We start from the raw sequence: 13,817 nt of genomic DNA, 5'->3' as shown, positions 1-13,817 counted from the left end.
GGCGTGTCGCACGATGGAACCCGCAGCAGAGACGGGTAGCTCAAAAGCCAGTTATGGGTACAAGGCACAGCCGCGATCACGGCCGTGAGGCCCGACAGGCAATTCCTGTCCGGGGGGCGGGCTCCCCAACTCGCGTTCAGAGGGTCGAGGGGTAAGTTAGCAACCACACGAGGATCCACGATGGCGGAACTTGTCACGACGGCGCCCGAACACGCTTTCCCGCCAGCCTCGCTTGAAGAAGGACGACGACAAGCAGGAATAGTCCACGGATTACGGATTGCCAGTACGCTGAGAGCGAAATCCAGCCCATACCGTTCTCAAAGTTCAGGATGTTGAAAAGGATGCCCAGCAGGAGGACGCCAGCAAGCGTGGTCAACACCGAGCCCGAGCCGCCGGTGAGCAGCGTCCCGCCCACGACCACCGCCGCGATAGCGAAGAGTTCCCAGCCGACGCCCTCGATCGGTTGGCCGGCGCCAAATTGCGAGGCAAGGATGACGCCGGCCAACCCCGCGAGGCCGCCGCTCGCGGCATAGACGAGAAACTTGACCCGGTCAGTGCGCAGTCCCATCAAGCGTGAGGCGTCCTCGCCACCGCCAATTGCCAGCACCGTGCGTCCTGCGCTGGTATAGTTCAAGCAGACGGAGCCGATCACATAGGCGGTTACCGCAATCACCGCCGGGACAGGAAACACCCAGAAATTTCCTTGACCAATCCTGGTGAACCCTGAGGCGTAAGATACCGAGACGGTTTGATTGCCGGCAAGCAGCAGCGCCGAGCCGCTGGCTGCCAGCATCGTGGCGAGGGTTGCAATAAATGGCATCAGCTTGCCGCGGGTTATGAGGAAGGCATTGATCAGGCCCGCGGCAAGCCCGACGCCCACGCCGGCCGCGAGCCCTGGGAGCATCCCAAAAGGACTTGCCAATGCGGAGGCGACACTGCCCAAGGCGGCTACGGAGCCAACGGACAGGTCGATGCCGCCGGTCATGATGACGAAGCACATCCCAAGGGCGACGAGCGCGAACATCGAGTTATAGCGCATGACGCTCATGACGTTGAAGAAGCCCAGGAAACGATCGTAGCGCAGGAATCCGAACAGAACGAGCCCCGCAAGGGCAACCAGCACACCGTAGGTGCCGATGATGCGGACAAGATGGGCGCGGTTCACGGCCTATGTCCGATGCTGCTGCTGTAGCCAGACAGCAAGTGCGATGATGATCGCCTTCACCACAAGCGCCGCAGCGTCGGGCACCCCGTTGGCAAGCAGGGTATATCGAACGAGCTGGATGGTGAGCGCGCCGAGCAGGGTACCGATAATGGTTGCCTTGCCGCCGCTGAGCAACGTTCCGCCGACGGCGACCGCGGCGATGGCATCCAGTTCCATGCCCGACCCGACAAGATTTGCGTCACTTGAGGAGTTGATGGCGATGACGATGAGTCCGGCCAGCCCGGCGCAACTCCCGCTAATGGCATAGACGGACAGCTTGATTTTGGGGACGTCAATGCCTGCGAGTTCAGAAGCCTTTTCGTTGCCGCCGACCGCAAGGATACTACGTCCGAACACGGTGCGTTTCAGGATCCAAGCCGCGCCCGCAACAAGCATCATCATGATGATGACCTGAGCAGGTATATTGAAGGGGCGGGCAAGCCCAATCCATTGGAATTGTGGCACGCGAAATGTCTGCAAGTTGCCATTGGTCATAACTTGCGCGATCCCTCGCCCGGCGATGAACAGCACCAGCGTTGCCACTATAGGCTGGATGCGGAAGCGGGCGACCAACCAGCCGTTGAAGAGACCAAACAAGCTGGCGACAAGGATCGCCGCGCTCATAGCCAGCGTCACTGCTACGTAGATATTATCAATCGGAAAGATCTTGCCCATGAAGATCATCGGAGCCAGCGCGCCGGAAATGGCCATCAGCGAGCCGACCGAGAGGTCGATGCCGCCGGTTGCGATCACCAGCGTCATTCCGACCGCAACGATGACGATTGTACAGACCTGCGTGAGATTAACGTTGAGCGTCTGCATCGTCGCGAAGTTCTGGGTGTAGGCAAGATTGAAGGCCATTAGCAGCGCCAGCACGATCACCATTCCGTAGCGTGCCAGAAAGCCGAACAGATCGAAGCCGCGCGTCCCGGTGTCGCTAGCCGTTGAGGGTCTCGTCAGCTCGGTCACGCTTACACCTCCGCCGGTGAACCGCCATGCGCCATGGCTGCGATGACGTCCTTTTCGTTGGCGGCATCGCCTTCTAGCTCGGCCACGCTGATACCTTCGCGCAAGACGAAAATGCGGTCCGCGCCCTCGATGACTTCTTCCAGTTCAGAGGAGATCATCAAAACTCCCAATCCCTCATCGGCGAGCCGTCGGATGAGACGCTGGATCTCGCCCTTTGCACCGACGTCGATGCCGCGCGTCGGCTCGTCAAGGATAAGCAGCTTCGGATTCATCGCCAACCAGCGGGCAAGCAGGACCTTCTGCTGATTTCCGCCGGAGAGTTCGCGAACCCTCTGGTTCGGGCCGGAACATTTGATGCCAAGTTCGCGGATGAACCGCTCGACGATTTCACGCTGCCGCGTCTCGTTCAGGACACCGTTGCGGCTGATCTTCGGCAGCAGCGCAAGTGTGACATTCTCCGCCACCGTCATTTCCGGCACGATGCCCTCGGCCTTGCGGTCCTCGGTGCAGAAGCCCATGCCCGCGGCGATGGCATCGGCCGGGCCGGCAGGGCGGTAAGGCGAGTTCTCTATCGTCATGTCACCGGCGCTGAGGGGGTCGGCCCCAAAAACAAGCCGCGCTGTTTCGGTGCGGCCGGCGCCAAGCAGGCCCGCAAAGCCTGCAATTTCGCCACGACGTACGTCGAAGCTTACACGGCGTACCGACTGTCCGGCGGCAAGGCCGCGCGCGGAAAACAACACATCGCCTAGCTTGGAGCGATCGCGCTCGCCGAAGGCTGTTGCGTGACCCTCGACCACGGAGACATCGCGGCCGAGCATCGCCGCCACCAGCTCGAGCTTGCTGATGTCCTCCATCTCAGCGCTTCGCACCGTCCGGCCATCGCGCATGATCGTAACCCGATCGCAAACCTCGAAGAGCTCGTCGAGCTTGTGGCTGACGAAAATGACGGAGACGCCCTCGGCCTTCAACTGCCGGATCACGTTGAACAGAACCGCAACCTCACGCTCGTCAAGGGAAGAGGTCGGCTCGTCCATAATGACGAGCCGGGCCGAAAAGCCGATTGCTCGGGCGATCGCCACCATCTGCTGGGTGGCGGTGTTGAAATCGCCGAGCGGACGGCGCACGTCAATGAGGATCGAGAACCGGCTAAGCAGGCGTTCCGCATCCGCGTTCATGGCAGACCAGTCCAAGAGGCCGTAGCGGCGTTTCTCACGACCGAGGCAAATATTCTCGGCCACCGAGCGCAGCGGGACGAGATTGACCTCCTGGTAGATGGTGCTGATGCCACTGAGCTGCGCCTCGTGCGGCGAGCCGGCCTCGAATGGACGGCCTTGGAAAAGGGCCACGCCGGCGTCCTTGCGATGGTAGCCCGTAAGCACCTTGATCAGGGTGGATTTCCCCGCCCCGTTCTGGCCGATGAGGGCGTGGACTTCACCCGCACGGACCTGAAGCGTGGCCTCGGTCAGCGCCGGGATGCCGGCAAATTTCTTCTGGATTTCGCGCATATCCAAAAGCAACCGAGCGGATTCAACCGGCTGAGCGGTCATGGGCCAAGCTCCGAATGGCCCGCCCGCGGATGTGGGCAGGCCATGAAAGTGCAATCAAAACGCGATGTCGAAATCCTTCTTGGCGTTGGTGGCGTCAAAGAAGTGATCTTCGTTCTTGATGAAGGGCGGGATTTTCTTGCCGGCGGCGTAGTCGGCCATGGTGGCGAACGCCTTCGGCCCAAACAGTGGGCTGCATGCGCAAATAGCGCCGATTTTACCGTCGATGATCGCCTGCACGCCTTCTTTTTCCCCGTCGATCGACAAGATCAGGACGTCCTTGCCCGGGGCCTTGCCGGCAGCTTCCAAGGCGGCAATGGCCCCCAGGGCCATCTCGTCGTTGTGGGCATAAATAATGTCGGCGTCGGGATGCGCCTGGAGCAGCGTCTCGGCCACCTGGCGGCCCTTGTCGCGGGCGAAGTCGCCCGACTGGGACGCCAAAATCTTGAATTCCGAGTGCTTCGCGATGAAATCGTCGAAGCCCTTCTTTCGGTCGGTCGCTGCCGACGCGCCAGTCGTGCCTTCGAGTTCGATGATCTTCGATTTACCGTTGGCGTTCTTGACCAGCCATTCGCCGATGCGGGTTGCCTCCTCGATGAAATCGGAACCGATGAAGCAGACATAGTCCTCGCCGGGCTTTGCCATCGTATGGTCGACGTCCCGATCGATCAGGAAGACCGGGATGCCGGCATCGCGGGCGGCTAGGACGACCGGCACCAGCGGTTTGTCCTCGCGCGGAGGCAAGAAGATAGCGTCGACGCCCTGTGCGATCATCGAGTTTACGTCGGCGGCCTGCTTTGCAGACGACCCGGCTGCGTCGGTGTAGACCAACTGATGGCCGAGCTTCGCGGCCTCGTCGTGCATGCTCTTGGTCTCGGCCAGCCGCCAGGGATTGTTGCTTTCCGTCTGCGCGAAGCCGACCTTGTACTTGTCCTTTTTGGCAAGTGGCGGAAGCGCCGCGAAGGCCCGCGATCCTAGTGTGAGTGCCGCGGCGCCAACGGCGGAGCCTATTAACAATTTCCGACGGGTAATGATCATGCTCTTTCCTCCTTGATTTGTCGTTTTTGACGACTGTGAATGTTCCTCACCATCCTTGCATTGGCGGCTGCCCGCTTTGCCTTTGGATTTCCTTGGCCGCTATGCCGCCTCCAGGATGAAGTCGGCGCAGCGGTCGCCCAGCATCATCGCCGGCGCGGCCGTGTTGCCGGCATTGATGTTAGGACAGGCCGACATGTCCGCGACCCGCAGATTGTCAATCCCGCGCACGCGCATCCCAGCGTCCAGCACCGCCATCCGATCGCTGTCGGGGCCCATCCGACAGGTCCCGGCCGGATGGTAGTTCGTCTTGACGAACCGCTTGCAGTGCTTCGCTAAAGCCTCGTCACTGTCTTCATTGCCTGCCGGCACGGCTATGGCCTTCACGCGATCAGCCAGCGGTTTCGTTCGGAATGCCTCGAGGAAATAGCGCTGGCCCGAGATCATCTCCTTCATGTCCTCTGGGTGTGCGAGCAAATGAGGAGAAACGACCGGCATGTCCTTTGGATTTGCCGAACGAAGCTTCACAAAGCCGCGCGACTTTGGCTTCACAACCACCGTCGTTACGGTCAGCCCATAGGTATTGGCGACCAGCGTGAGGATGTCGCGGTCCAGGTACACGTGCGGCACGCAAAATGCTTGGATCGTCGGCTCGCCTTCGGGATCGGCAGGATTGACGAAAGCTCCCGCCTCGACGCCAGCAGACAGGATCGTGCCGGTGCCGAAAAGCTTGAACTGCAGACCGTTTCTGACCATTCGCCAGCCTTGGCCCTGCTTGAAGTAGCCATAGGATCCGTTGGTGGTGGCGATGATCGGCACCTCAGGATGGTCGATCAGGTTCTCGCCGACCCCTGGCAAGTCGGCTGTACAGGCGATGCCATGCTGCGCAAGCGCATCGGCGGGGCCGACGCCCGACAGCATGAGAAGTTTCGGCGAAATCAGCGCGCCTGATGAGATGATGACGTCGCCGTCGGCATAGGCGGTGTGTTCTGTGCCAGAGGAATCCACATAGGCGACTCCTCTGGCGCGCTCGTTTTCGATCATCACGCGGCTGACCGCACAATTCAGTCTCAGGGTGAGCCTGGGATCACGCAATAGAGGCTCGATGAACGCATAGGCGGCACTGCTGCGTTTTCCACCGCGGTTCGTGAACTGGTAGAAGCCTACGCCGCGCTGCGAAGCTCCGTTGAAATCATGGTTGTAGGGCAGTCCCAGCCCTTGCAGCGCCTGCACGAACCAGCGCGAAACATCGTCAATATAACCGGGGTCGGAGACAAGCAGGGGGCCGGCGGTTCCGTGCAACTCGCCGCCAAGGCGGTTGTTACCTTCCATGCCGGTGAAATGCGGCAGCACGGCCTGCCAGTTCCAGCGGATACCGGCATTGTTGCCACGCAGCAATTCATCCCATTCGTCATAATCTGCGGGCCGGCCGCGCATGTAGACCTGGGCGTTGACCGAAGTACCGCCACCCAGCACGTTGCCTTGCGAGATTTCGTGGACGCGGCCGTCGAGGTGCGCCTGAGGTTCGGTGCGATGATAGCTCATGAATTTTGAGCCGTTGATCATCTTAAAAATGCCGGGCGGCATGTCGAGCAGCGGATGGCGGTGCGAATGCCCAGCCTCCAGCAAGAGAACCCGCCGGCCCGCTCTCACCAGTCTGGCCGCTACAACGCAGCCCGACGCTCCGCCTCCCACGACAATATGATCGTAGGACCTCGTCATCCTTCCTGTCCGTCAGGTGTTTCAAAGGTTCCGCGGACATATTCCCATGCCGAGGCAAGATGGTTGAGCAGGGCCCGCTCGGCACCATCGGGGTCACGCTCGATGATCGCGGCACAGATGTCACGATGGCTGAGGAAATTCACCCGATTGCGCTCAGGCGATCTCGGCATGCGCAGCCAATGCGGGGAGAGCCAGGCGGTAAACGCCTTATGCACGGCGGGCAACACCGGGTTGCGCGCGATGTCGTAAAGCACCGCGTGAAACGCCACATCGGTGGCATAGAAGTTCTCGGAGTCCGGTATCGCGGCCTCGTTCACCGCAAGTGCCGCCCTGAGCGCTGCGACATCGTCCTTGCGGGCGCTGATCGCGGCACTGCGAGCCAAGGCCGCTTCCAGGAAGACGCGCATGTCGTACAGGGTTTTCACGCCGGCCTTATCGACCAACAAGTGGCCGACCATGCCTTCCAGCGCGCCAAGGGCTGTATCGAGCCCCGGACGACGGGCCACCGGGCGAAAGCGGGGGCGCGCTTCGACTAGCCCCCGGCTTGCCAGCCGGGCGATTGCTTCGCGCACCACGCCACGTCCCACGCCGTATAGCGCCATGAGTTCCCGCTCAGCCGGCAGATAGCTGCCATCATCAAGCTTTCCGGAAATGATGTCGCGCTCGATGCCCGCTACCATGATGTCGGCCGCGCGAGCAGATCCGACCATCGCCGGCGCTCCCCGATGCTGTTCCGTCTGCAGCAAGCCTGATCTCCATGTCGCACCTCCATTAAGGCGCAAATCGGACCAAAGCACAAGCAGCTACGATATTTCGTCGGACCAAAATGGCGGCTGCCCGGCTTTAACGTTGCAGTTAGGCCATTTCTGATGCAATTATGGTCGTACCAAATTCACACGCACAAGAGGACTCCGATGTGAGCAGCACGGCAATCCAGGGCGTCGAGACACGGCTGTTCCGTGTGCCACTGCGCGAAGAGATGAGCGATGCCAAGCATGGCGCCCACACCCATTTCGAACTGGTGACCGTGACTGTCAGGCTTACCGATGGCAGCGAGGGTACCGGCTATACTTACACGGGCGGCAAGGGCGGCCATGCCATCCGCGCCCTCATCGAGCGTGATCTGACGCCCTTTTTGCTTGGGCGCGACGCCGCTGACATAGATGCCGTCTACGACGGCATGTTGTGGCATATTCACTATGTCGGGCGCGGCGGCATCGCTTCCTTTGCAATTTCGGCGGTCGATATAGCTTTATGGGATCTCAAGGGCCTGCGGACGGGCCTTCCGCTCTGGAAGATGGCAGGCGGAGCAGGCCGAACTGCGAAGGTGTATCGCGGCGGCATCGACCTGAATCTCACCCTTGATCAGCTCCTTTCCAACATCGAATCTTATCTCCAGGCAGGCTTCACGGCAGTGAAGATCAAGGTAGGTAAGGACAACCTTGCCGAAGATGTGGCCCGCGTGAGAGCCGTCCGGGAGCGTATCGGACCTGATACGCCGTTGATGGTGGATGCGAACTACGCGTTGGATGTTCCGCGCGCGATCGAAGCGGCAAAGGCTTTCGCGCCCTATGACATATTATGGTTCGAGGAGCCTATCATTCCCGACGACTATGAAGGTTACGCGACCATCGCGCAGGCAACTGGCATGCCGCTCGCGATGGGAGAGAATCTGCACGTGATTGAGGAGTTCGAGCACGCCTTTGCGTGGTCGAGGCTGTCCTATATCCAACCGGATGCCTCGAATTGCGGTGGCGTCACCGGCTGGCTGCGGGTCGCTCACCGTTCACGCAAGGCCGGGGTGCCGGTGTGCAGCCACGGCATGCAGGAACTTCACGTCAGCCTCGTCGCTGGCCAGGAGAATGCCGGGTGGGTCGAAGCGCACAGTTTCGACATCGACTCCTATACAACCAGGCCCTTGGTGCTTCATGGCGGGCTAGCAGTGGCACCCGACGAGGCGGGCGTCGGTGTGCTATTCGACTGGCAAAAATTGTCGGCAGCCAGCGCCGCTTAGCTGGCATGCAGGTGAACGCTCCACCCTAGCATCCCAGTTGGCGATAGCGTGGCCTTGCGCGTTCACGTAATAGCCGGGGGCCTCGATATGGGCGATATTGCTTTGGCGGCGGACCTGATTCCGCTCGGCCGGCGCCAACCACGCCACCCAGCTCCCACCCGGCGCCGGCCACCTTCGGCTTACCGATTCATCAGGTACGTCTGGCCAGCTGCTCGCCTTCGCCAAATCACATCACGCAAGGGCGCTTTTCAAAGAGGGGGCGGAAAGAGGTATTCTCCAGTTTCACCGACGAGAAGGACCGTCTCCGGGTTCGCCCAGAGCTCCTGTTCCGAAAGGTGGCTCGGAGACGGACAACGGGCGCCTCGTGGCGAGGAGCGCGACCGCAAAGCAGGCCACCAGCGAAGTCGGCGATCGCAAAACCAGCTTGTCAATGTCACGCCTCGAAACTTAGGCGGCAAAATCTCGACGTCGCGATCCGGTCAAAACTCCGATATGCTCAAGCAAAGCATTGGGGGTGACATGGACCCGATCAAGAGCCTAGTCGTGGTGCGGGATGACATAATCGCCGCGATCCTTCGCCTGGAAGCAATCCCGGAAGACGACAAGCATTATGGTTTCGCTCTTCAAGAGCGCGGCTACTTGAAGAGCGTGGTTATCAAGATCGAGGCCGACATTCGCATATTGCAAGAAACGCTATAGATGCCGACCGAATCGCTTCGGGTGGCTAGGTTCGCACCTCGCCATCGAGCAAGCTTTCAAGACCAATCCTGGCGACCAGATCGAAGTCGGAAATGGCTATTCGTTCGACAGGGAGCCGGGCGACGGTGGCACACACTGCGCGCAAGCCTGTGATCGCGGCGGTTCGGTGCACGACCGACATGCATGAAATGGGCAACGTTCGATTGGAACAGCTGTGCGCAGGAAGAAGACGAGGAGCAGTGATCGACCCCCTCTCATTAATCCGTTCGCGCCTTTGCCGGGGTGGTTTGACTTGTCCACGACCTGAAAGACCGCACACCTTGGCCTCGAAGCGGTCGTTAATTTCAATCCGGCCCATCCTTACCAATCGTGTATGCGTCGGATTGGGCAGCCGACCGAACTATGCGAAAGACGGGTTGATCTTTCGCGTTCCTGCGCAGCCGGGAGAGCTTCGCTAGGAAGATCTCTACATTTCGCCTCTGCGGCTGTCGCCGTTGTCCACAGCGGGATTGACCTCAGACGCAGCATTCATTCGCATGGTGCAGATCAGTCCCGATTTGTGGAACTTCAGAGTGACGCGTCCGGACGTGCCGGACGCAAACACGCGCTCGAGGAGCTGCGTGCCGAAGCCCTTTCGCTCGATCGGTTCGACGGGCGGACCTCCCCGTTCGCGCCATTCTAAATTGAGCCAGCGATGCTGTTTTTGACCGACGAGCTTCCAATGAATCGACACCGTGCCGGTTTGGTTCGACAGTGCTCCATACTTGAGCGCATTCGTCGTAAGCTCATGAAAAGCCAGAGCGGCCGAAAGAGCGACGTTCGGTGATAGCCAGACCGACTCGCCGCTAATCCCGAAGCGGTCGATCGGTGCGTGTGAGCTGACCGATGTGGCAATCAGATCCCTGACGTCGGCGCCACTCCAGTTCTGCTGAATAAGCAGGTCGTTGGCCTTGGCCAGCGAGACGAGACGGCTGGAGAGCGTGCGTCCTGCTTCAGCCAGGCTTGTGGCGTTGCGAAGTGTCTGGGAGGCAATGGACTGAACCACGGCAAGGATATTCTTCACGCGATGGTTCAGCTCATTGGTCAGCAATTTGAGCTGCTCCTCGCCGCGTTTGCGCTCCGTTATGTCGAGGCTGATTTGAACGGCGCCAATAATGCCGCCACTGGGGTTGCGAATTGGACGTGCGCTGGAAAGTAGAAGGCGCTCGACACCTGACGGCAACGTGTAGACGAACTCTTCGTGATCCGTCAGCTGCCCGCGCATGGCGCGGCTAAGAGGGCGGTCTTCGCGGCTCACTATGTGCCCGTCCTTGACGGCCACCGTGTCGATGACAAGGTCGGGGCTGCCGAAGGTTTTGTGCGCGTCTGTCGGCAGGCCCATGAGTTCTGCCGCGAAGCGGTTGCGGATGACCTGAAGAGCCTTCGGATCATAGGTAAACCAGACTGCCGCCGGCGCTGTCTCCAACACCGCCTCCAGCTCGTAGCGCCGTTCGGCGATCGCCCGCTCTGCATCCACCATCGCCTGGGCGATGGCAGCGAACTCCGTAACCGAGGTCGACAAGGCTTCGACGCTGCGGCCGTGACCCAGCGCTTCGGCCCGTGTCGCCAGTTCAGCGGTGGCCCGGGTGAATCCTTTGCCGACGAAATATGCCAGAGCAACCGAGACAAGAAGCGACAGGAGACCTATCCCGCAGATCGCCGCAAGCGAGCGCCAGAGCGGCGCCTGCGCTGCTGCAAGCGGCACGTTTGCTGTGTAAAACCAATCAGAGTCCGGAGACCTGTAGTAGCCCGCCAGCAGCGTCTCCCCTTCGAAATTGCGTGACGTGAATGAGCCCGAGCGCGCGACTATCTTTTCCACGTATTCGGGCAATCCGCGCTTCCCGGTCCATTCGTCGTGGAACCTGGAACGTGCAACGTAATTTCCGTCGCGATCTCCCACGCCCACAGTCCATCCTTGCGGGACCGCCGGCATCAGAACATCGCGGATCCGGGCAGTCGGTACAGAAAGCGTAAGAAGCAGGTCCTCCCCCTTCGGGGCGGGCACCCGAACGGCAACAGCTACGCGGTATTCGCCCGAGCCTTTGCCGCTGAAGACATCGCTGACGAAAACACCGGAACGGCTGAGTTTCTCGCGCTTGACAGAAGCTATAGGTGCGACTGACGGCAAGGCGGCACCGTAGCCTATTTCGGTGTTCATCAGCTGATTGCCGCCAAGATCGCGCAGGACGATCGTCCGGTCCGTCCCGTGGACAAGATCGAGCGCCTCGCGGTGAAAGGCTTGCAGATCGCCACTGGCGAGCGCGGCGGATTTGGACAGGCCGTCGAGGATGGTTTTGAGATTCGCCAGCTCGCCCTCTACAACGAGCGACACCTGGCGAGCCGTTTGCACGGCATCCTGCTCAAAACGATATCGTTCATGCAGGGCATATTGGCCTAGCAGATAGCCGGCAAACAGCCACACCGGGACAACTGCGGCGGCGGTCAAAGCAAGCAGATGCGATCGAACTGATCGACGAGGCAAGTCCATATCCCGTGCCGGCTCAGGAACCTCACCATAATCGGCGGGCCACGAACGGCAAGCGTTAGTTTAAGCGAATATAATGCTTCCGGTGCGCCGTGGCGCACGCGATAAGGTGCCATGGCCGCCGGTCACTGCCGTGGGCTACTCTTTGACCGCGCCGGTCATTGACGACACGTAGTGCTCGACGAAGAAGGAATAAAGGATCACCACCGGCAGCGAGCCGATCAGGGCGCCTGCCATAAGCGAACCCCATTCGTAAACGTCGGAGCGGACCAGCTCGGTCAGCACGCCCACCGGCACGGTCTTATTCTCGGACGACTGGATGAAGGTGAGAGCGTAGATGAACTCATTCCACGACAGCGTGAAGGCGAAGATACCCGCCGAGATCAGCCCTGGTACCGACAGCGGCAGCACGATCTTGGTTAGCACTTGCCAGCGGCTGGCGCCGTCGATGAGGGCGCACTCCTCCAGTTCGAAGGGAATGGAACGGAAATAGCCCATCAGCAACCAGGTGCAGAAAGGCACCAGGAAAGTCGGATAAGTCAGGATCAAGGCAAAGGGCGTGTCATAAAGCCCGAGATTAAACACCATCACCGACAGCGGAATGAACAGGATGGACGGTGGGACCAGATAGGCGAGGAACACGGCCAGCCCGACCTGGCGCGAGCCGGAAAAACGCAGTCGCTCGATCGCATAAGCAGCCAACACCGCGGCGACAAGCGACAGCACGGTAGCGGCGACCGCAATAATCGTCGTGTTGAGCAGCCAGCCGGGATAGGAGGTCTCGAAAAGCAGATAGCGGATGTTCTGCAAGGTCGGGTGGACGACCCAGAACGGGCTCGATGTATCGTAACTCGTCATTTCTGCGTTGGGTTTGATGGCGGTGATCGTCATCCAGTAAAAGGGAAAGAGCAGCACGATGACAAATATGGCCAGCGGGACATAGATCGTGACCACGCGACGCGGCATGCTTTGCAGATAGCTCATGCCACCTTCGTCGCCGCCGGCTGCGTTGGCCTTGGGGTCGGTCAGAGCCATCTCAATCTCCGCCGCCTTGCTGCCATCTGCGTCGCTGCAGGCCGAAATAGCTGAACAGGATCGCGCCTAGTAGGAACGGGATCATCGCCACGGCGATGGCTGCGCCTTCGCCGAGCTGCCCGCCCGAAATGCCACGTTGGAAAGAAAGCGTCGCCATGAGATGTGTGGCGTTCACCGGGCCGCCGCGCGTCAGCACATAGATGAGCTGGAAATCGGTGAAGGTGAACAGTACCGAAAAGGTCATCGTGATGGCGATGATCGGCGTCAGCAGCGGCAAGGTGACATAACGAAACAGCTGCCATCGACCGGCGCCGTCCAGCGTGGCGGCTTCGTAGAGTGATTGCGGGATCGTCTGCAGGCCGGCAAGCAGCGTTATGGCGACGAAGGGAATGCCGCGCCAGACATTAGCGGCGATCACCGAAGCGCGCGCGTTTTGCGGATCGCCAAGGAAGTTGATGTTGTGGTCGATGAGGCCCATCTGCTTGAGGGCCCAGGAGATGATCGAGAATTGCGAATCGTAGATCCACCAGAAGGCGATCGCCGATAGCACTGTCGGCACCACCCAGGGAAGAAGCACCACGGCGCGGAAAAACGATTTGAACGGCAGGTTCTCGTTGAGCAGCAACGCCAGCCAAAGGCCGAGGGCGAACTTCAGGATAGACGCGCTCACCGTGTAGAGAAGCGTGTTGAACACGGACAGCCAGAACACGCTGTCGTCCCAGAGGTATTCATAATTCTCCAGGCCGATGAAGACGCCCGGCCTGCCGATGCGGGCGTCGGTAAAGCCGAGCCAGACGCCCAGCCCGAGCGGATAGGTCAGAAAGACCAGCAGCAGCACCACTGTCGGCAGCATAAAGCCAAAGCTGAGCAGGCCACGGCTTTCGGCAATGCGCGACAAGAAGGAAGGGCGGGGCGGGGCGGCGGTTGTCACGGCCATGAAAGGCTCCTGTGGCGGGTATCGAGTTGCAGCAGTCCTTCGACCTTCGTGGACTACAGGCGCGCGGGCCCATTGGTCCGAGCTCTCTCCTTGCGTGCCTTTCGGCGGCACGTCGCGGCGCCTGCTGGGGTCGA

The 13,817-nt window shown here is 60.6% G+C and carries 11 protein-coding genes; 2 read left to right on the top strand and 9 right to left on the bottom strand.

The window, feature by feature from the left end; genetic code table 11:
* Window positions 1-193 precede the first annotated feature (193 nt).
* The 6 genes from FJ954_RS11345 to FJ954_RS11320 form a co-directional block, all read right to left on the bottom strand.
* Window positions 194-1,165 (bottom strand): ABC transporter permease, encoded by a 972-nt coding sequence (locus FJ954_RS11345; RefSeq protein ID WP_140619075.1) that lies wholly within the window; start codon window positions 1,163-1,165, stop codon window positions 194-196.
* Window positions 1,166-1,168: 3 nt separating this feature from the next.
* Window positions 1,169-2,173: an ABC transporter permease gene (locus FJ954_RS11340; protein ID WP_140619077.1), complete on the bottom strand. Its 1,005-nt coding sequence runs from the start codon at window positions 2,171-2,173 to the stop codon at window positions 1,169-1,171.
* Window positions 2,174-2,175: 2 nt separating this feature from the next.
* A complete protein-coding gene (locus FJ954_RS11335) occupies window positions 2,176-3,720 on the bottom strand; it encodes a sugar ABC transporter ATP-binding protein (RefSeq protein WP_140619079.1) in 1,545 nt (514 codons plus the stop codon).
* Window positions 3,721-3,774: 54 nt separating this feature from the next.
* Window positions 3,775-4,755, bottom strand: a complete 981-nt coding sequence (locus tag FJ954_RS11330) for an ABC transporter substrate-binding protein (protein WP_140619081.1) — start codon at window positions 4,753-4,755, stop codon at window positions 3,775-3,777.
* Window positions 4,756-4,854: 99 nt separating this feature from the next.
* Window positions 4,855-6,474 (bottom strand): GMC family oxidoreductase, encoded by a 1,620-nt coding sequence (locus tag FJ954_RS11325; RefSeq protein ID WP_140661339.1) that lies wholly within the window; start codon window positions 6,472-6,474, stop codon window positions 4,855-4,857.
* The gene (locus tag FJ954_RS11320; protein WP_224641807.1) at window positions 6,471-7,220 is read right to left on the bottom strand and encodes an FCD domain-containing protein; all 750 of its coding nucleotides are present in this window, start codon (window positions 7,218-7,220) and stop codon (window positions 6,471-6,473) included. The genes FJ954_RS11325 and FJ954_RS11320 overlap by 4 nt, the downstream gene beginning before the upstream one ends.
* A gap of 170 nt (window positions 7,221-7,390) precedes the next feature.
* On the opposite strand from FJ954_RS11320, the gene FJ954_RS11315 reads away from it, so the two are divergent.
* Both FJ954_RS11315 and FJ954_RS11310 read left to right on the top strand, forming a co-directional pair.
* Complete coding sequence (locus tag FJ954_RS11315) at window positions 7,391-8,488, top strand: mandelate racemase/muconate lactonizing enzyme family protein (protein WP_140619085.1); 1,098 nt, start codon at window positions 7,391-7,393, stop codon at window positions 8,486-8,488.
* A 519-nt stretch (window positions 8,489-9,007) separates the two neighbouring features.
* A complete protein-coding gene (locus FJ954_RS11310) occupies window positions 9,008-9,187 on the top strand; it encodes a hypothetical protein (RefSeq protein ID WP_140619086.1) in 180 nt (59 codons plus the stop codon).
* A gap of 466 nt (window positions 9,188-9,653) precedes the next feature.
* Here the strand turns inward: FJ954_RS11310 and FJ954_RS11305 are convergent, their stop codons facing one another.
* From FJ954_RS11305 to FJ954_RS11295, 3 genes are all read right to left on the bottom strand, one after another.
* Window positions 9,654-11,714, bottom strand: coding sequence for an HWE histidine kinase domain-containing protein (locus FJ954_RS11305; protein ID WP_140661338.1), 2,061 nt, complete (start codon window positions 11,712-11,714; stop codon window positions 9,654-9,656).
* Window positions 11,715-11,849: 135 nt separating this feature from the next.
* Window positions 11,850-12,746: a carbohydrate ABC transporter permease gene (locus tag FJ954_RS11300; protein ID WP_140619090.1), complete on the bottom strand. Its 897-nt coding sequence runs from the start codon at window positions 12,744-12,746 to the stop codon at window positions 11,850-11,852.
* Between the two features lies 1 nt (window position 12,747).
* Window positions 12,748-13,683 carry a sugar ABC transporter permease gene (locus tag FJ954_RS11295; RefSeq protein WP_140661337.1) on the bottom strand — a complete coding sequence of 312 codons (936 nt, stop codon included), beginning with the start codon at window positions 13,681-13,683 and terminating at the stop codon, window positions 12,748-12,750.
* Between the last annotated feature and the right edge of the window lie 134 nt (window positions 13,684-13,817).

Origin of the sequence: Mesorhizobium sp. B2-3-15 (genome assembly GCF_006442875.1) — a bacterium.
Taxonomy (GTDB): domain Bacteria; phylum Pseudomonadota; class Alphaproteobacteria; order Rhizobiales; family Rhizobiaceae; genus Mesorhizobium; species Mesorhizobium australicum.
The sequence above is the reverse complement of the archived record's forward strand: the minus strand, read 5'-3'. Positions and strand labels throughout refer to the sequence as shown.